The sequence below is a fragment of the Mesorhizobium sp. M0029 genome, from assembly GCF_040323735.1.
In the GTDB taxonomy this organism is placed as follows: Bacteria; Pseudomonadota; Alphaproteobacteria; order Rhizobiales; family Rhizobiaceae; genus Mesorhizobium.
The window spans coordinates 46,410-63,962 of the sequence record NZ_JAMYVF010000018.1; the positions used below are offsets into that span (position 1 = coordinate 46,410).

The 17,553-nt window shown below is 63.4% G+C and carries 18 protein-coding genes and 1 tRNA gene; 11 read left to right on the forward strand and 8 right to left on the reverse strand.

Features of this window, described 5'->3' with window-relative positions:
• Position 1: 1 nt before the first annotated feature.
• From NKJ76_RS25140 to tkt, 4 genes are all read right to left on the reverse strand, one after another.
• On the reverse strand, positions 2–1,204 hold the full coding sequence (locus NKJ76_RS25140; RefSeq protein ID WP_023670132.1) for a phosphoglycerate kinase: 1,203 nt from the start codon (positions 1,202–1,204) through the stop codon (positions 2–4).
• Between the two features lie 145 nt (positions 1,205–1,349).
• Positions 1,350–3,236 (reverse strand): potassium/proton antiporter, encoded by a 1,887-nt coding sequence (locus NKJ76_RS25145; RefSeq protein ID WP_023670131.1) that lies wholly within the window; start codon positions 3,234–3,236, stop codon positions 1,350–1,352.
• 206 nt (positions 3,237–3,442) lie between these two features.
• Positions 3,443–4,453 carry a type I glyceraldehyde-3-phosphate dehydrogenase gene (gap, locus tag NKJ76_RS25150; protein ID WP_023683984.1) on the reverse strand — a complete coding sequence of 337 codons (1,011 nt, stop codon included), beginning with the start codon at positions 4,451–4,453 and terminating at the stop codon, positions 3,443–3,445.
• 155 nt (positions 4,454–4,608) lie between these two features.
• Positions 4,609–6,600 (reverse strand): transketolase, encoded by a 1,992-nt coding sequence (gene tkt / locus NKJ76_RS25155; protein ID WP_352538610.1) that lies wholly within the window; start codon positions 6,598–6,600, stop codon positions 4,609–4,611.
• Positions 6,601–6,873: 273 nt separating this feature from the next.
• Between tkt and NKJ76_RS25160 the strand changes: the two genes are divergently transcribed.
• The 4 genes from NKJ76_RS25160 to NKJ76_RS25175 all read left to right on the forward strand — a co-directional run bounded on the left by NKJ76_RS25160 (position 6,874) and on the right by NKJ76_RS25175 (position 9,392).
• Positions 6,874–7,146, forward strand: a complete 273-nt coding sequence (locus tag NKJ76_RS25160; RefSeq protein ID WP_023670128.1) for a DUF4164 domain-containing protein — start codon at positions 6,874–6,876, stop codon at positions 7,144–7,146.
• Between the two features lie 12 nt (positions 7,147–7,158).
• Positions 7,159–7,524, forward strand: coding sequence for a cell division protein ZapA (locus NKJ76_RS25165; RefSeq protein ID WP_023670127.1), 366 nt, complete (start codon positions 7,159–7,161; stop codon positions 7,522–7,524).
• A 190-nt stretch (positions 7,525–7,714) separates the two neighbouring features.
• Complete coding sequence (locus NKJ76_RS25170; RefSeq protein ID WP_352538611.1) at positions 7,715–8,374, forward strand: peroxiredoxin; 660 nt, start codon at positions 7,715–7,717, stop codon at positions 8,372–8,374.
• A 145-nt stretch (positions 8,375–8,519) separates the two neighbouring features.
• On the forward strand, positions 8,520–9,392 hold the full coding sequence (locus NKJ76_RS25175; protein WP_352538612.1) for an MBL fold metallo-hydrolase: 873 nt from the start codon (positions 8,520–8,522) through the stop codon (positions 9,390–9,392).
• A 150-nt stretch (positions 9,393–9,542) separates the two neighbouring features.
• Here NKJ76_RS25175 and rpoH read toward each other — a convergent pair whose 3' ends face one another.
• Both rpoH and NKJ76_RS25185 read right to left on the reverse strand, forming a co-directional pair.
• Entirely contained in the window at positions 9,543–10,454 is a 912-nt protein-coding gene (rpoH, locus tag NKJ76_RS25180; RefSeq protein ID WP_023670124.1) for an RNA polymerase sigma factor RpoH, read from the reverse strand.
• 244 nt (positions 10,455–10,698) lie between these two features.
• Entirely contained in the window at positions 10,699–11,757 is a 1,059-nt protein-coding gene (locus NKJ76_RS25185; RefSeq protein ID WP_352538613.1) for an RluA family pseudouridine synthase, read from the reverse strand.
• Between the two features lie 26 nt (positions 11,758–11,783).
• Between NKJ76_RS25185 and NKJ76_RS25190 the strand changes: the two genes are divergently transcribed.
• The 6 genes from NKJ76_RS25190 (at position 11,784) to tolA (ending at position 15,419) form a co-directional block, all read left to right on the forward strand.
• On the forward strand, positions 11,784–12,164 hold the full coding sequence (locus NKJ76_RS25190; RefSeq protein WP_023690093.1) for a hypothetical protein: 381 nt from the start codon (positions 11,784–11,786) through the stop codon (positions 12,162–12,164).
• Between the two features lie 13 nt (positions 12,165–12,177).
• Complete coding sequence (locus NKJ76_RS25195; protein ID WP_023696435.1) at positions 12,178–12,585, forward strand: VOC family protein; 408 nt, start codon at positions 12,178–12,180, stop codon at positions 12,583–12,585.
• Positions 12,586–12,677: 92 nt separating this feature from the next.
• Positions 12,678–12,752, forward strand: a tRNA-Glu gene (locus tag NKJ76_RS25200).
• A gap of 591 nt (positions 12,753–13,343) precedes the next feature.
• Positions 13,344–13,925, forward strand: coding sequence for a VOC family protein (locus tag NKJ76_RS25205; RefSeq protein ID WP_352519835.1), 582 nt, complete (start codon positions 13,344–13,346; stop codon positions 13,923–13,925).
• Positions 13,926–13,950: 25 nt separating this feature from the next.
• Entirely contained in the window at positions 13,951–14,835 is an 885-nt protein-coding gene (locus NKJ76_RS25210; RefSeq protein ID WP_352538614.1) for a glutathione S-transferase family protein, read from the forward strand.
• Positions 14,836–15,050: 215 nt separating this feature from the next.
• Positions 15,051–15,419, forward strand: a complete 369-nt coding sequence (tolA, locus tag NKJ76_RS25215; protein ID WP_352538615.1) for a cell envelope integrity protein TolA — start codon at positions 15,051–15,053, stop codon at positions 15,417–15,419.
• Positions 15,420–15,553: 134 nt separating this feature from the next.
• Here tolA and NKJ76_RS25220 read toward each other — a convergent pair whose 3' ends face one another.
• Positions 15,554–15,769: a hypothetical protein gene (locus NKJ76_RS25220; RefSeq protein ID WP_023670117.1), complete on the reverse strand. Its 216-nt coding sequence runs from the start codon at positions 15,767–15,769 to the stop codon at positions 15,554–15,556.
• Positions 15,770–16,061: 292 nt separating this feature from the next.
• On the opposite strand from NKJ76_RS25220, the gene NKJ76_RS25225 reads away from it, so the two are divergent.
• Positions 16,062–16,973 carry a DUF2865 domain-containing protein gene (locus NKJ76_RS25225; RefSeq protein ID WP_352538616.1) on the forward strand — a complete coding sequence of 304 codons (912 nt, stop codon included), beginning with the start codon at positions 16,062–16,064 and terminating at the stop codon, positions 16,971–16,973.
• Positions 16,974–17,083: 110 nt separating this feature from the next.
• Here the strand turns inward: NKJ76_RS25225 and NKJ76_RS25230 are convergent, their stop codons facing one another.
• On the reverse strand, positions 17,084–17,440 hold the full coding sequence (locus NKJ76_RS25230) for a hypothetical protein (RefSeq protein ID WP_023742935.1): 357 nt from the start codon (positions 17,438–17,440) through the stop codon (positions 17,084–17,086).
• Between the last annotated feature and the right edge of the window lie 113 nt (positions 17,441–17,553).

Sequence of the window (17,553 nt, forward strand, 5' to 3'; positions counted from 1 at the left end):
ATCAGGCCTGCTTCTTCAGGACGTCGACGCCGGGCAGCGGCTTGCCTTCCATCCATTCCAGGAAAGCGCCACCGGCGGTCGAGACATAGGTGAAGTCGTCGGCGACGCCGGCATGGTTGAGGGCGGCCACCGTGTCGCCGCCACCGGCGACCGAGACCAGCTTGCCGGCCCTGGTGCGGGCCGCCGCGTGCCTGGCCGCCGCCACCGTGGCGTGGTCGAAAGGCTCGATCTCGAAGGCGCCGAGCGGGCCGTTCCAGACCAGCGTCGCGGCGCGGTCGATCCATTCACCGATCGTCTTCACGGTCTTTTCGCCGACATCGAGGATCATGCCGTCAGCCGGGACATCCGAAATGGCAACGGTCTCGCTGGCCGCACCCGCCTTGAATTCCTTGGCGACGACACCGTCGACAGGCAGGATGATGGCGCAGCCTGCCTCGGCGGCCTCGATCATGATCTGCTTGGCGGTCGCGGCAAGGTCATGCTCGCACAGCGACTTGCCGACAGCGGTGCCACGCGCGGCGAGAAAAGTGTTGGCCATGCCGCCGCCGATGACCAGCGCGTCGACCTTCTTCACCAGGTTCATCAACAGGTCGATCTTGGTCGACACCTTGGCGCCACCGACAATGGCGACGACAGGGCGGACCGGATTGCCGAGCCCCTTCTCCAGCGCCTCGAGCTCGGCCTGCATGGTGCGGCCGGCATAGGACGGCAACAGCCGCGCCAGGCCTTCGGTCGAGGAGTGCGCCCGGTGGGCGGCGGAAAAGGCGTCGTTGACGAAGATATCGCCATTGGCGGCGAGCCGCTCTGTAAAGGCCGGGTCGTTCTTCTCCTCGGTCTTGTGGAAGCGGGTGTTTTCCAGCAGCAGCACATCGCCCTTGTTCATGGCGGCGACCGCACTGCCCGCCGTGTCGCCGACGCAGTCGCCGGCAAAGCCGACCGGGCGGCCAAGCACCTCCGCGGCAGCCTTGGCGATCGGCTCCAGCGAGAATTCGGGCGAGGGACCATCCTTCGGGCGGCCGAAATGCGCGAGCAGGATGACCTTGGCGCCCTTGCCGGACAGCTCGGCGATGGTCGGCGCGATGCGTTCGATGCGGGTGGCGTCGGTGACCTTGCCGTCGGCGACGGGCACGTTGAGGTCGACGCGCACCAGCACGCGCTTGCCGCTGATATTGCCGATATCGTCGAGTGTCTTGAAGGCGGCCATGCGGGTTCCTTTCCGTGGAAAATCGCCGGGACCATACCTCGCATCGATGACGATGCAAGGCTTGAGCCGGGGTGCGAGCTAAATTTTGAGATCAAGGCGAAGGCTGTCGTGATGATGCGGGACGTCAGCGTGAACCGATCGCTTGTCAGCCTTCTGTCGTTATCTTTTCCGCCGTCGGCTCAAGGGCCTTCTCATTGGCTGTCGCCTCTGCAGTCTGCGTCTCGGTCGGCTTGCGCCAGTTGCGGATGAAGGCGGAGACACGATCGCCGATCTCGCCGGCGCTCAGGAACACCGGAACCCGCGCCACCGGCGCGGTCGGCTCGAAGGAGAGGCCGAGACCGGTGATCTTGCCCTTGTCGTCGACGTCGCGGACGATCAATTCGATCGGGCCGATCAGCACCCGGTCGGCATATTCGGCATGGCCGCCAAGCCTTGCCGTCACCAGCGCGCCGACGGTGAGCTTCTGCTCGGCTTCGCTCAATCCCGGTGTGTATGCGGCCTCGAGCTCTGCGGCCGAGCGGGCGGGATCGACGGCGAAGGCGCCGAAGAAGTCGGCATCCTCGGGGTCGACTACGGCGCGGCTGGCAAACAGCTTGTCAAGCAGGCGCGGATAGCGGTCGGGCACGAAGATATAAACCTGGTCGCCGGCCGCGAGCCGGCCCATGTCCTGGAAACGCATCGAGCGGCCGTCGCGCAGCACCAACGAGGGCCGTGCCCAGCGCGGGATACGCTCGCCGCGCGCCACCGGGCTGCCGGGCGCAACACGGTAGGCGAGCAGTTCGTGGTGGGCGGAGCCCGGCAGTTCGAGTTCGACCTTGTCGAGCGGCCCGAGTCTCGCCGGCACGATCAGGCCGAGCCGGCGCGCCAGCGGACCGACCGACCAGCCCTGCACCACCAGCGATACCAGAACGATGATGAAGGCGACGTTGAAGATGGTGCGGCCGTTCTCCAGTCCGCCGAGCAGCGGAGTGATGGCAAGCAGGATGGACACGGCGCCGCGCAGGCCGACCCAGGAGACGAAGGCGATCTCGGGACGCGGCAGGCGGAACGGGATCAGGCAGAGCCAGACGGCGACAGGGCGCGCGACAAACATCAGGAACAGGCCGAGCAGCACCGCCGGCACCATGATCGCCGGAAACTGCGAGGGTGTCGCGAACAGGCCGAGGATCAGGAACATGATGATCTGTGCCAGCCACGACATGCCGTCCTGGAAGCGCTTCAGGATGGTGACGGCGCGGATGTCGGAGTTGCCGGCAATCAGCCCGGCGAGATAGACCGCCAGGAAGCCCGAGCCGCCAATGGCGCCGGCGGCGGCGAACACCATCAGGGACAGGGTCAGCACGAAGATCGGCAGCAAGCCATGGTCGAGGTTGAGCCGGTCGACGAGGCGCACGATGCCGAGCCCGCCAAGCACGCCGACGACGGCGCCGAGCCCCATATTGAGCAGGAAGCCGAGGATCAGGTCGGTGACCAGCACATGGGTCTCGGGATTGGCGTGGGCGGCGATGATCTCGACCAGCGTAATGGTCAGGAAGATGGCGATCGGATCGTTGGTACCGGATTCGACTTCGAGCGTGGCGCGCACGCGCTCGCGCAGATTGATTTCGCCGGCGCGCAGCAGGAAGAACACCGCAGCCGCGTCGGTCGAGGCGACGGCAGCTCCCAGAAGGAAGGATTCCAGCCAGCTGAGGTCGAGCAGATAATAGGCGGCGGCGCCGAACAGGCCAGTGGTCAAGATTACGCCGAAGGTCGCCAGCGACAGCGCCGGTCCGGCCGCCTGGCGCAGCGCGTTGAGCGGCGTGCCGAAACCGGAATCGAACAGGATGACCGCCAGCGCCAGTGAGCCGGCAAAATATGCCACGCGCGCATTGTCGAATTCGATACCGAGACCATCGACGCCGCTGGCGAGGCCGATGCAGAGGAAGAGCAGCAGCAACGGGGCGCCGAAGCGGAAGGCGATCAGGCTCGAGAACGCTGCGGCGACGACTAGCGCTGTGCCGACCAGCGTGACGAGATAGATCGCATGCTCCATCCGTGATTTGCCCCTCGAATTCCTCTTTCTACCGATTCACGGGAGAGTGGGGCGAAGGCATGGCCGGTGCAAGGCGCAAGGATGGCTTTTTGCCTTATGCCGCTGATTTTCCGGCGTTTGGCGGCTCGGCGCGCCTTGCCCGGCGCGCTGCCGAAAAACGCCCGGGCACAGCCGGGCGTTCGAAGCTGCGAGACGATGCCTTCAGGTCAGGCGATGGTCTTGCCGAAGGCGACCGAGGTGTCGGCCATGCGGTTGGAGAAGCCCCACTCATTGTCGTACCAGGACAGCACCGAAACGAAGTTGCCGTCCATGACCTTGGTCTGGTCGAGCGCCAGGATCGACGAGCGCGGATCGTGGTTGAAGTCGATCGACACATTCGGATGATGGGTGACGCCGAGAATGCCCTTCAGCTTGCCGTTGGAGGCAGCGATCACCGCTTCGTTTATCTCCTGCACGGTGGTGGCGCGCTTGGCGATGAACTTGAAGTCGACAACCGAGACGTTGGGGGTCGGCACGCGGATCGAGATGCCGTCGAGCTTGCCCTTGAGGTCGGGCAGCACCAGGCCGATCGCCTTGGCCGCACCGGTCGAGGTCGGGATCTGCGACAGGGCAGCCGCGCGGCCGCGGTAGAGATCCTTGTGCATGGTGTCCAGCGTCGGCTGGTCGCCGGTGTAGGAGTGGATCGTCGTCATCATGCCCTTTTCGATGCCGACGGTCTCGTGCAGCACTGCGGCGAGCGGCGCCAGGCAGTTGGTGGTGCAGGACGCATTCGAAATGACGATGTGGTCCTTGGTCAGCTTGTCGTGGTTGATGCCGTAGACGACGGTGAGGTCAGCACCTTCGGCAGGCGCGGAGACGACGACGCGCTTGGCGCCGGCGGTCAAATGCGCGGCAGCCTTGTCGCGGGCGGTGAAGATGCCGGTGCATTCGAGCGCGATGTCGATGCCGAGCTCCTTCCACGGCAGCTGCGCCGGGTCCTTGATCGCGGTGACCTTGAAGGTCTCCTTGCCGACGGTGATCTGGTCGCCCGAGACCGACACTTCGTGCGGGAAGCGGCCGTGCACGCTGTCATAGCGCAGCAGATGCGCGTTGGTCTCGACCGGGCCGAGGTCGTTGACGGCGACGACGTCGATGTCCTTGCGGCCGGATTCATGGATGGCGCGCAGGATGTTGCGGCCGATGCGGCCAAATCCGTTGATGGCAACTCTGACGGTCATTTTACTCTCCCTGGGAGCTGGAGGCGGCAGATGGGTCCGCAGCTTCATAGCGGCGGATGGCACAAGAATCCAGCCGCAGAAGGCCGAATTTAAATCGATTAGGTTGGTCCAGCCCCGCGAATCCGCCTTGGAGGTGCGCGGGACTGACCCTGATCTTACTTGCCGTGCAGGCGGGCTTCCGCCGCCTTGGCCGCGGCTTCGGCGGTGATGCCGAAATGCGGGTAGAGCTGCTCGATGGTGCCGGAAGCGCCGAAGCCGGTCATGCCGATGAAGATGCCGTCGGAGCCGATCAGGTGATCCCAGCCCTGGCGGATGCCGGCCTCGATCGCCATCTTGATCGGCGCGTTGCCGATCGTCTCCTTGCGGTAGGCGTCGCTCTGCTGGTCGAACAGTTCGAAGCAAGGCACCGAGACGACGCGGGTCGGGTGCCCATGCTTTTCAAGCAAATCACGGGCGCCGAGCGCGATCTCGACCTCGGAGCCGGTGGCGAAGATCGTCACCGCCGCTTCGCCGCTCGCCGCGGCCAGTTCATAGGCGCCCTGGCTGCTGAGGTTCCTGGCCGAGTGCTCGGTGCGCACCGTCGGCAGGTTCTGACGGGTCAGCGCCAGGGTGGACGGGGTCTTTTCCGATTCAATGGCGATCTGCCAGCATTCGGCGGTTTCCACCGCGTCGGCTGGGCGGTAGACATTGTGGTTGGGGATGGCGCGGAGCGCCGCCAGGTGCTCGACCGGCTGGTGGGTCGGGCCGTCTTCGCCCAAACCGATCGAATCATGGGTCATGACGAAGATCGAGCGGATGCCCATCAGCGACGCCAGCCGCATCGACGGACGGGCATAGTCGGAGAAGCACATGAAGGTGCCACCATAGGCGATGAGGCCGCCATGCAGCGTCAGGCCGTTGAGGGCGGCCGCCATGCCATGCTCGCGGATGCCGTAGTGGACATAGCGCTGGCCGTAATCGTCCGGCGTGATGTTCTTGGTCTGGCTGGTCTTGGTGTTGTTGGAGCCGGTGAGGTCGGCAGAGCCGCCGATGGTTTCCGGCACCGCGCCATTGATGACTTCCAGCGCCATTTCCGACGATTTGCGGGTGGCGACCTTCGGCTTGTCGGCCGACAGCTTCTTCTTGTAGTCGGCAATGACGGCATCGAAATTCGACGGCAGCTTGCCGGCGAGGCGGCGCTCGAACTCGGCCTTCAACTCAGGCTTGGCCTTGGCCAGGCGGCCTTCCCAGTCGGTGCGCGGCTTGACGCCGGCCTTGCCGGCGGTGCGCCAGGCGTCGAGAATGTCGGCCGGAATTTCGAAGGGCGGCGAGTCCCAGTTGAAGAATTTCCGCGCGCCTGCGATCTCGTCGGCGCCGAGCGGCGAACCGTGCGCCTTGTTGGTGCCGGCCTTGGTCGGGGCGCCGAAGCCGATGGTCGTCTTGCAGGCGATCATCGTCGGCTTGTCGGAATGGCGGGCGGCTTCGATGGCGTAGGCGATCGCCTCGGGGTCGGTGCCGTCAATGTGGCTGGCGTTCCAGCCCGAGGCCTGGAAGCGGGCGACCTGGTCGGTGTTGTCTGCAAGCGAAACCGGACCGTCGATCGAGATGTTGTTGTTGTCCCAGAAGACGATCAGCTTGTTGAGCTTGAGGTGGCCGGCCAGCGCGATGGCTTCCTGGGAAACACCTTCCATCAGGCAGCCGTCGCCGGCCAGCACATAGGTGTAGTGGTCGACGAGGTCGTTGCCGAAGGCGGCGTTCATGATGCGCTCGCCGAGCGCGAAGCCGACCGAATTGGCGAGACCCTGGCCGAGCGGGCCGGTCGTCGTCTCGATGCCGGTGGCATGGCCGTATTCGGGATGGCCGGCGGTCTTGGAACCCAGCTGGCGGAAATGCTTGATCTGGTCGAGGGTCATGTCCTCGTAACCGGTCAGATGCAGCAGCGAGTAGAGCAGCATCGAACCATGGCCGGCCGACAGGATGAAGCGGTCGCGGTCCGGCCAATGGGGGTTCTTCGGATCATATTTCAGGAAGCGGGTGAACAGCACTGTGGCGATGTCGGCGCAGCCCATGGGCAGGCCGGGATGGCCGGACTGGGACTTCTCGACGGCGTCCATGGAGAGAAAACGGATCGCATTGGCCATCCGGTCATGTTGTTCACGCGACGTCATGGTACCTCCGGGGTGGGGATTTGTGGGCTTGGCAGAGCCCAGGAAAGAGTGCGCGACACATAGCAGCCACGGGCTTTTAGTCAACAAATCGGCTGCACATTTGCCGGTCTTGTGATGGCTTTGAGACCTTATGGGGCGACCTACATTAGCGTTAGCGGGGGACAGTCGCGAGAGCTTTGTTGACGTTGCCTTCACCCGGTGCCTAATGTTTCCTTGTTAACGCGTTCTGAACGCGAAGCGATTCGGTGATGGGCAGGGCACAGGACGAAGGCCATGACCGGCGAAACCACACTCAAGGAAGTCATCCACAGGCTGGGCAAGGCCATCGAGGGGCTGGAAAACGCCGTCGCGGCCAAGCTCGAGCACGAGCGCGACTATTCCGAAGCCGAGGCTGAGGTGCAGCGCATGAACGCCGACCGTTCACGGCTGGCGCAGGAACTCGACAATTCCGAAGCCCGCGCCGAACGGCTGGAAGATGCCAACAAGGAAGTGTCGCGCCGCTTGGTGACCGCCATGGAAACCATCCGCGCGGTGCTGGACAGGTAGGAGCTGCAGGCCATGGCACAGGTCACGGTTTCCATCGACGGCAAGCAGTATCGCATGGCTTGCGACGAGGGTCAGGAAGAGCACCTGATCGACCTCGCCGAGCGGTTCGACCGTTATGTCTCGCATCTGAAGGATTCGTTCGGCGAGATCGGCGACCAGCGGCTGACGGTGATGGCCGGCATCATGGTGATGGACGAGCTTTCGGAGCTGCAGAAGCGGGTCAAGGGCATGGAGACCGAAGTGCAGACGCTGCGCAAGACGCGCGACGAAGCGCTGACCAAGGCCGACAAGAACGACACCGTGCTGACCAGCGCGCTCGGCGCGCTCGCCCAGCGCATGGAAGACCTGGCCACGTCGCTGGCGGTCAACAAGGCCTGAGCCTTTCCCGCACAAACGAAAGATTGTCGGCCCAACGTCGGTCCGTAGAACGAAAGTGCTCGTTCCGTCGCCAATAATAGTTTCCTATTGTCCTGCAGCCGCAATTTTTGCGCTAAGATGCGGGAATGCCGGAGCGTTGACGCCGTCCACGGCCGCTCCTGACGAAATCTGTTGCTGGGGAAATAATGCCATGAGCCTTCGTATCAACGACATCGCGCCTGACTTCACCGCCGCGACCACGCAAGGGCCGATCAAGTTTCATGACTGGATCGGCGACGGCTGGGCGATCCTGTTCAGCCATCCGAAGAATTTCACCCCGGTCTGCACCACCGAGCTGGGCACGATGGCGGGGCTCGAAGGCGAGTTCAAGAAGCGCAACGTCAAGGTCATCGGCATTTCCGTCGATCCCGTTGCGAGCCACGACAAGTGGCAGGCCGACATCAAGACGGCGACCGGCCAGACGGTGAACTACCCGCTGATCGGCGACAAGGACCTCAAGGTGGCCAAGCTTTATGACATGCTGCCGGCGGGCGCCGGCGAGACGTCGGAAGGCCGCACGCCGGCCGACAACGCCACGGTGCGCTCGGTCTATGTCATCGGGCCGGACAAGAAGATCAAGCTGGTGCTGACTTACCCAATGACGACGGGCCGCAACTTCGACGAGATCCTGCGCGCGGTCGATTCCATGCAGCTGACAGCCAAGCACCAGGTGGCGACGCCGGCCAACTGGAAGCAGGGCGAGGATGTGATCATCACCGCCGCGGTTTCGAACGAAGATGCGGTCAAGCGTTTTGGCGCTTTCGAGACGATCCTGCCCTATCTCAGGAAGACCAAGCAGCCGTCAGCCTAGGTTTTCTCCGTCGGAGCTATTTGGGGCTTCAGTCCTATTTGTGGCAAGGCGTGCTTGACCGGCGCGCTTTGCCAGATGACCATGCTCTTGTTCAACCCGACGGAGAAAACGGTTCCTGTCGGGCAAGGGGCAGGGGGGCCGGACATTGGACATCGCTTCGGCCAAACCTGAGGTCGCCGGCTTCTACGACAAGCCGACCGGCGCCATCCAGTATGTCGTCACCGACCCGGTGACGAGACGCTGCGCCGTCATCGACCCGATCCTCGATTTCGACGAAAAATCCGGCGCGACGGCGACGAAGAATGCCGACGCCTTGCTGGATTTTATCCGCGAAAACGGGCTGGAGCTCGAGTGGATCCTGGACACCCATCCGCATGCCGATCATTTCTCGGCGGCGCACTATCTCCGGGAAAAGACCGGCGCGCCGACGGCGATCGGCGACAGGATCATCGAAGTCCAGGCGCTGTGGAAGGCGATCTACAACTGGCCGGATTTCCCCGCAGACGGCTCGCAGTGGGACCGGCTGTTTGGGGAAGGCGAAACGTTCATGATCGGCAACCTGCCGGTCAAGGTGCTGTTCTCGCCCGGCCACACGCTCGCCTCGATCACCTATGTCATCGGCGACGCCGCCTTCGTCCACGACACGCTGTTCATGCCCGACAGCGGCTCGGCAAGGACGGACTTTCCCGGCGGCAGTGCCGCGCGGCTGTGGCATTCGATCCAGGGCGTTCTGGCGCTGCCGGACGAAACGCGGGTGTTTGTCGGCCACGACTATCAGGCCGGCGGCCGCGAGCCGTGCTGGGAGAGCACGGTCGCCGAGCAGAGGGCTGGGAATATCCACCTCGTCGCGGCGCGCAGCGAAGCCGAGTTCGTCGCCTTGCGCGAAGCGCGCGACAAGACACTGCCGATGCCGCGGTTGATCCTGCATGCGCTGCAGGTCAACATGAATGGTGGACGGCTGCCGGAACCGGAGGCCAATGGGAGGCGGTATCTGAAGTTTCCGCTTGATGGGCTTTGAGAGGGCAGTTGGCAGCTGCCGATCTCCCCCGCAAGGGGGGAGATTGGATGTCAAGAATGCTTTCGCCAATCGCCAGCGTAAGCGTAAGACATAAAAAAAGGCGGCGCCGGTTTCCCGACGCCGCCTTCTGTTCCTTAGCCGAACCCGGCTTTACGCCGCGGGCTGCGCCTCGATCGTGCGCAGCGCCTGCATCTGGCGCTTGGCGGCGGCCTTGACCGCGTCCTGCACCTTCTCGAAGGCGCGCACCTCGATCTGGCGCACGCGCTCGCGGCTGATGTCGAACTCGGACGACAGCTCTTCCAGCGTCAGTGGCTCCTCGGCGAGGCGGCGGGCCTCGAAGATGCGCCGCTCACGATCGTTGAGCACGGCCAGAGCGCCCGACAGCATGCCGCGGCGGTTTTCCAGCTCGTCCTGCTCGATCAGCATGTCTTCCTGGCTTTCGTGATCATCGACCAGCCAGTCCTGCCATTCGCCGGATTCACCTTCGCTGGCGCGGATCGGCGCGTTCAGCGACGCGTCGCCCGACAGGCGGCGGTTCATCGACACGACTTCGGCTTCCGACACGTTCAGCCTGGTGGCGATCTCGGTGATCTGGTCGGGCTTGAGGTCGCCATCGTCCAGCGCCTGGATCTTGCCCTTCACCTTGCGCAGGTTAAAGAACAGGCGCTTCTGATTGGCGGTCGTGCCCATCTTGACCAGGCTCCACGAGCGCAGGATGTACTCCTGGATCGAGGCCTTGATCCACCACATGGCGTAGGTAGCGAGGCGGAAGCCACGCTCGGGTTCGAATTTCTTGACGGCCTGCATCAGGCCGACATTGCCTTCCGAGATCACTTCGCCGATCGGCAGGCCGTAGCCGCGATAGCCCATGGCAATCTTGGCAACAAGCCGAAGGTGGCTGGTGACGAGCTTGTGCGCAGCGCTGGTGTCTTCATGCTCGGCGTAGCGCTTGGCGAGCATGTACTCTTCCTGCGGCTGAAGCATCGGAAAGCGGCGGATTTCTTCCAGGTAGCGGCTGAGGCCGCCTTCGCCGGAAACAATACTAGGTAGTGACTGGGCCATGATTGCGCCCCCTCTCTATTGGAGTGATGCCCCCGAAACGCGGCGGGCATGTGACGCGAGCACCAAAAGGCTCGCCCGCGACAACTGATTTATATAGGAACAAAACCAGAAAAGACAGGCATTTGTTCAACACGAAACAGTGTGTCACGCTGAAGTGAACAATGCCGCTCAGGTTTTAGCTGGCTTGTTTAGACGCAATTCCGGACGGAAAACCGTTTCACACTTTTCCTGGAATTGCTCGGGTTCAGAGTTTGCGGAAGCCGCCGACGAGTTCCTCCATGTCCCCCGGTATCGGCGCCTCGAACCTCATCGATAAATGGGTAGCCGGGTGCCGAAATGCAAGGAGCCAGGCATGCAAAGCTTGCCTGGAAAATGCCTTGACCTGACCCTTCAGCCGCTCGGGCAGCCGGTTGGCCTTGGTGCGGAAGGCCTGGCCGTAATCGGGGTCGCCGATGACGGGATGGCCGATATGGGCCATGTGGACGCGGATCTGGTGGGTGCGGCCGGTTTCCAGCCGGCATTCGACCAGGCTGGCGGTGGCGAACGCCTGCTGGCCCTCGCCGAAACGCTCCTTGACGGTGAAATGGGTCACGGCGTGGCGGGCATCGTCACGGCCTTCCGGCACGACGGCGCGGCGCATGCGGTCGGCGGCACGGCCAAGCGGCGCATCGACCGTTCCGGCCGGCCGCGACGGGATTCCCCAGACCAGCGCCAGATAGGCACGTTCGAGGTCGCCGGTGCGGCCGTGGTCGGCAAAGGCCTCCGACAGCGCCTTGTGGGCGCGGTCGGTCTTGGCCACCACCATGACGCCGCTGGTTTCCTTGTCCAGCCTATGGACGATGCCCGGCCGCCTGACGCCGCCGATGCCGGAAAGACTGTTGCCGCAGTGGTGGATCAGGGCGTTGACCAGCGTGCCGGTCCAGTTGCCGGCGCCGGGATGGACGACGAGGCCGGCCGGCTTGTTGATGACGATCAGCTCGTCGTCCTCATAAAGCACGTCGAGCGCGATGGCCTCGCCTTGCGGTTCGGCCGGTTCCGGCTCGGGCATGACGACCGATACGCGCTCGCCGGCACTCATCTTGCGCTTGGTCTCGTCGACCGGCTTGCCGTCGATCGAAACTGCACCTTGCCGGATCAGCATCTGCACCCGGCTGCGCGACATATTGGGACCAAGGGCGCTCGCCAGCCACTGGTCGAGGCGCTGGCCGGCCGCTTCCGCGTCGGCTTCGAGCACGGTCGGCGCCCCCTCTATGAATTGTCCAGCCTCTATCAATTCAGGGGTCTCTTCGTTATGAGCGCTCATCGAAAAAAGTTCCGGAAAGTTCTGCCATGGCCCGGCCCGTTGCCGATGAAGAAGAAAAGCCGCTCGATCCCGAGATCGAAAAGGTGCGCGGCAGGCTCATCCGCTTCATGGCCATCAATCTCGGCCTGCTTTTGCTGGCCCTTATGGTGGTGATCGCGGCCATTGTCTACAAATCGCGCAAGGCGCCGCCCGCGAACCCGCCGCTCGCCAACGACATTCCAGTTCCGCCCGGCGAGCCGCTCGCGGCCGACATAGTGCTCCCGGTCGGAGCCAAGGTGATCAGCCAGGCTCTGTCGGGCAATCGCATTTCGATCGACGCCGAGCTCAGCGACGGCAGCCGCACCATCTTCGTCTACGACATCGCCGAGCGCCGTATCATCGGCCGCTTCGCCATCCGCAACAAATAGCCGGGCCGAAACAATGACCGGGTTTGCCGAACATCGCCGCATCGCAACCATCACGCTCGTCGTCGCCAACTATGATGAGGCGATTGCCTGGTATGTCGAACGGCTCGGCTTTCTGCTTGCCGAAGATGTCGAGCTCGGTGACGGCAAGCGCTGGGTGACGGTGACGCCTGCGGCCAGGCAAGGCCCCCGGCTGCTTTTGGCGGAAGCGTTGGACGATGTGCAGAAAAGCCGCGTCGGCGACCAGACCGGAGGCCGGGTGGTTTTGTTTCTCGAAACCGATGATTTTGCCAGGGACCATGCGACCATGCTGGAAAACGGCGTCGATTTCCATGAAACGCCACGCCATGAGCCGTACGGCACCGTGGCGGTTTTCGCCGATCTCTACGGCAATCTGTGGGACCTGATCGAGCCGAAACGCTAGGTTCGCGAAGCGACATTACACAGAAGCGGTCCGGCCGTTCGAAGCCCAGTTGCTTTTTCCAAACCGTCAGCCTATATCGCCGGTTCTTGAACGCGCCCATCGTCTAGCGGTCAGGACACCGCCCTCTCACGGCGGGAACAGGGGTTCGATTCCCCTTGGGCGTACCAAGAAACGACTTTCCTTCCGCATCATCGAAAATTTCGGGCAGCAGCCGCGCGGATCGCGTGTGACCGCGAGGGTCGGCGGCATCAGCGAAATTCGGCAAGTCCGCGTACCCGAATACACCCAATTTAAGTCAGGCCGCGACGCTTGAAAGCGTAGCGATCTCTGTTACTTGCGGTGCGGGGGTAGCATCTGCGGCAACGCGGATTTGGTTGGGCATAGCAGACATGAATTCGGCAAAAATGATATGCCCGTGCTGTCACGGCAGCGGGCAGGTTTTCGATTGCTTGAAATGGCGCGAGTCGAAAGGGCATTGCTGCCCGCAAGGCACGCATCGGGCCGGCTGTCCCGGGCAGACGATGGCATGCGCCGAATGCGCGGGCCTGGGTACGCTGGAGGAGGCCGAGCTCAGAGCTGTTGCATAGCCTCAGGTCGTGCAACTCAAGCCCCTTTCACCATCCAGCGCCGGCAGTTTCCGCGAGCTTCTGGCGCGGCGCGGCCAATTGCACTAGCATCGTGTACGAAGCCTCGCCAAAGGGCGTTGCGGCGCGCAAGACGCCGGGGAACATAGGCGAGGGCCGGCGAGGAGGAGACCGATGCAGAAACTGCAGTCGCAGGGCGTCCATCACATCACGCTCGTCGGCGCCGGCCGCCAGACCTCGATCGATTTCTGGGAGGGCGTGCTCGGCATGCCGTTCATTTTCGAGCAACCCAATCTCGACAAGCCAAGCGAAAGCCATCTTTATTTCGATCCCGGCGACGGCAGGCTGATCACCGTCTTCACCGACGAGAGCCGCACGCCGGTCAAGCGGCGCACGCCCACCGAACCGGGCTGCGTCCATCATATTGCGTTCTCGGTGTCGCGCGTGACCTTCCTGCAGGCGGTCGCCCGGCTCGACGAGCGCGCCATCAAGCACAGCGGTGTCAAGGATCGCGGCTTCATGGATTCGATCTATTTCGAGGATCCGCTCGGCCTGTTGATCGAGCTAGCGTCCTATCGCTTTGAGCCGCCGGCCGGCTTCACCCACGCCGATGTGCTGATGCAGGCGCACAAGCTGCGCGTTGCGCGCGGCGACTACAACATCGCCGAAGTGCACCTTGCCGACGCGCTCCAGACGCTGGTCGAGTGGTCGCGCGCGACCTTGTCGGACGACCGGACGCCGAAGAATCCATACTGACTGCCAGCAAAAGGGGAGGACCATAATGGCAAAGACAGTGACCAAGAGCGCTGGCAAATCGGCGGCCAAGCCTGCGGCAAAAGCGGCTGCGAAGCCGGCGGCAAAAATGGCTGTAAAGGCCGCGCCGAAGGCAGCCGCAAAGCCGGCCGCGAAAGCCGCGACAAAGCCGGCTACTAAGATGTCGGGGCCGAAGGCCAAGGCGGCGAAAAAACCGGCGCTGAAGCTCTCGATGCTGAAGCCGAGCGTCAACAACATGACCGTCCGGGTGTTTGCCCGTGCGGCCGGGTTCGACGCCGCCGAGACCGACGCTTGGGGCCACACGCGCTCGCCCGAATATATGGCGCGCAATCCGGCGCATCTGACGCCGATGATCGAGGACAAGGGGCTGCCGCGCGGCGTGCTGTGGGAGAGCTGTGCCATCATGCAGTATCTCGCCAACAAGCACGGGCTGGAGAAATTCTATCCCAAGGCGCCGGCCAAGCGGGCGATGGTCGACAGCGCCATGTTCTACCTGATCGGCACGCTCTACCCGTATGTGGCGCGCGCCACCTATCCGGCGCTGGGTTTTCCGCATTACGCCGGCGAGGTCGGCCATAGCGACGCTCATCCGGAGAAGAAGTCCGAGGCGCAGAAGGCCGCCATGGCCGCCATTGCCGAGCCGCTGGAGGTGTTTCACTCCTTCTTCAGGGACGGCAAGCCGTTCATCGGCGGCAAGCACCCGTCGATCGCCGACATACGCCTGGCATCGACGCTGGAGTTCCTGGCCGTCATCGATTATGCGCTGCCAAAATGGGCCAAGGAGTATGTCGCGGCGATGGAGAAGAAACTCGGCCAGGCCTATGCCGAGCCGGCCGGCGACGTGCGCGGCTACATCGCCTATGTGAAGTCGCAGGCCAGCGCGCAAAGCTAAGGATTCATTAACCAGAACGCTGTCTATTGAAGGCACCGCGCGACCACGGATGTACTGGCGCAAGGGTGAAGGGAAAGGTCGGCGCAATGCCGGCCTTTTGCTTTTCGCCGATGCGCCATCAGGCGCGTCTCATGCTGTAAGACATCAGGCATATTGCCATCGTCTGCTTCGACCCTACCATCATGGTCGGCGGACGACACACGAGGAGCTTTGCGATGAAGGGCGTAGCGAGAGTGTTTGCGATTGCCGGTGTTGTGTCGGTCGGAGGCTACCCGTCCGATGCCGCGCCGCTCGACACGATGGCGGAGGTCGGCGATGCCATCCAGGCGTGCTGGACGCCGCCGGCGGGTGTTGGAAATGCCAGCGTCACCTTGAGCTTCAGCTTCAAGCGCGACGGCACGCTGATTGGCCCGCCGCGGCCGACGGCGATCAAGGTCGATGGCGATGCGGATACCAGGAAATCATTCGTCGACGCCGCAACCACTGCCCTGCAAAAGTGCCTGCCGTTGAGCTTCTCGCCGACGCTGGCGCAAGGCGTCGCGGGCAATGTCTTCACCGTGCAATTCGCTTCGCCCAAGCAGTAGGCGAGCGGGCGAGCGTTTCACCGTTTCACAGAAACGGCGACCCCCTCTCTCGTTGTCTTGACGCAATTCCCAGGGGAAAGCGCTACGCGCTTTTCCCGGAAAAACGACTCACACATTTCCTGAAGTTGCTCTGATCAGTTGTGCGGGCGTCTGATATCGACATGCCGCTGCAGTTCCGGCGCCTCGAAGACGTAGTCGGCCCAGGCGGATTCCGGAATCTGTCCGGCCAGATAGCATTCCAGCAACAGGCTCTGTTCGGGATCGAGCGCTCTCGGCGCCCGCTCATGGTCCAGCCCCAGCGAGTGGAACAGGTTCCTGGTCAGGCCAGAGACAGTGAAGTGAATAGACATCTTCGTCTCCTTTGCCCGACACAACGCGAGACACCGGAGAAAGGTTTCATCCGCAAGGGCCGATAACGCGGGATCGATGATTGCGGCGGCCCGGGCTCGCCCGAGCCTGGCCTCGTCTCAATCTTGAAACAAAAGTGTAATAGCGAATTTACAGGAACCGGCATAATACACTCGGCATAAAATACCTGGCGGTTGCTGGCGTCTCTTGAATTAGACTTACCTCCCGCATTGAGGCTCAATCGGCTGGAGCGGCGATCGGCTCCACAGGGGTACAAGGAACCAGGTGTCGCCGATGATGCGTTTGTGGCTTGTCGTGACCTTTGCACTGGTGTCGGTAGCGGCAAGCGTCCTCGGCATTTCGGCTTCCCTTGCCGATCCATGCGCCGCGCTCAGGAGCCAACTGGCACCGTCCGGCCGCAGCGGCGGGATCAGCTCCGAGCTTGCGCAGCTACGCCGCCAGCTTGCGGCGATCCAGGGGCTGGAGAGGCAACGCCGGTGCACGGCGCAAAGTGCGGTGGGGGGCTTCTTCAATGCTTGCGCCGACCTCGCCAAAAGCCGCACACAGGTGCAACGCCAGATCGCCGGCGCCGCGATTTCGCGCCGGGATGCGTCCGGACTGCAGGCCAGGCTCGTCGCGCTCGGCTGCAGGCCCGCCGCCGGGCAACAAAGACAGCGTCCGGCTGGCCCCATGATCGGCAGCAATTCGATGCTGTTTTGCGTTCGTCTCTCCGACGGCTATTTCTTCCCGGCGCCGAAATCGCAGTTCGTGCAAGGCGGCGATGTCAAGGAGATGGTCGATCAGTGCCGCTACATCTGCGACGATGCCGGCGTCGACCTGTACATGCTCAGGGACCCAAGCCTTGAAACCGAAGAGATGGTCGCGCTCGATACGCGCACATCCTACAAGGACCTGCCGACGGCCTTCAAATATCGCGATGATGCGAACTTCAGGGCCTGCGACCTCAAGCGCTATCACCGGCGCGTTGCCGAGCTGAGAGCGCGCACGGTGACGCCAGCCAATATGGCCAACGCGATCATTCCTTTGCCGTCAGCGAAGCCGGATCTTGGCACCGTGGCGCAACTTCCCCAGCCTGGCGCAGACGCTGCAGAGGCCAGGGGCGCCGCCCAGCGACAATCGGTCGAGCCATTGGCCGGCTCGCGGCCGGTCAGGGTGGTCGGGCCGGCTTTCTTCCCGGCGGAGTAACCTGCGCCTAGAGCGTTTCACCGAAACGGCGAACCGCTCTATGTCTTTGTTTTACGCAATTCCGGACGGAAAACCGTTTCACACTTTTCCTGGAATTGCTCTAGTACCAGCTATTCGCAAACCATCCTGTAGCGTTTGCCGGGTTCGCTGACATTCTTGCAGGTGAGCGGATTGGCCGGTTCGGAAGCCATGCTGGGCGGGCTGGACCTGACGTGCCGGCTTGGCGCAGCTATTTGTGTTGTGTGCCTGCGTGCCGCGAGCCGGTAGGGCTCCTGCGGCGGCGGCGTCGGAAACACACCGGCTGCCGCCTGCATCCGGCTGGCCTCAGTCTGCGACGGATCGCGATCCCAGACCCGCCTGATATCGAGCGGCTTCGGGATCACCACCGTGCCGTCATAGCTGCGTGCGCAGCCGCTGCCCGCAAGCAGCGCCAGGCACAGGAAACAAGGCACGATCCAACCGGTCATCAGCAACACCCCCGCCGACTTATAGCCCGGCCGGGGTTCCGCCGACAACCGGCGGAATACCGCAGGGCAATGTGGCTCTGGCCGCAGTCTGGATTGGTTATGGTTAGCGGATC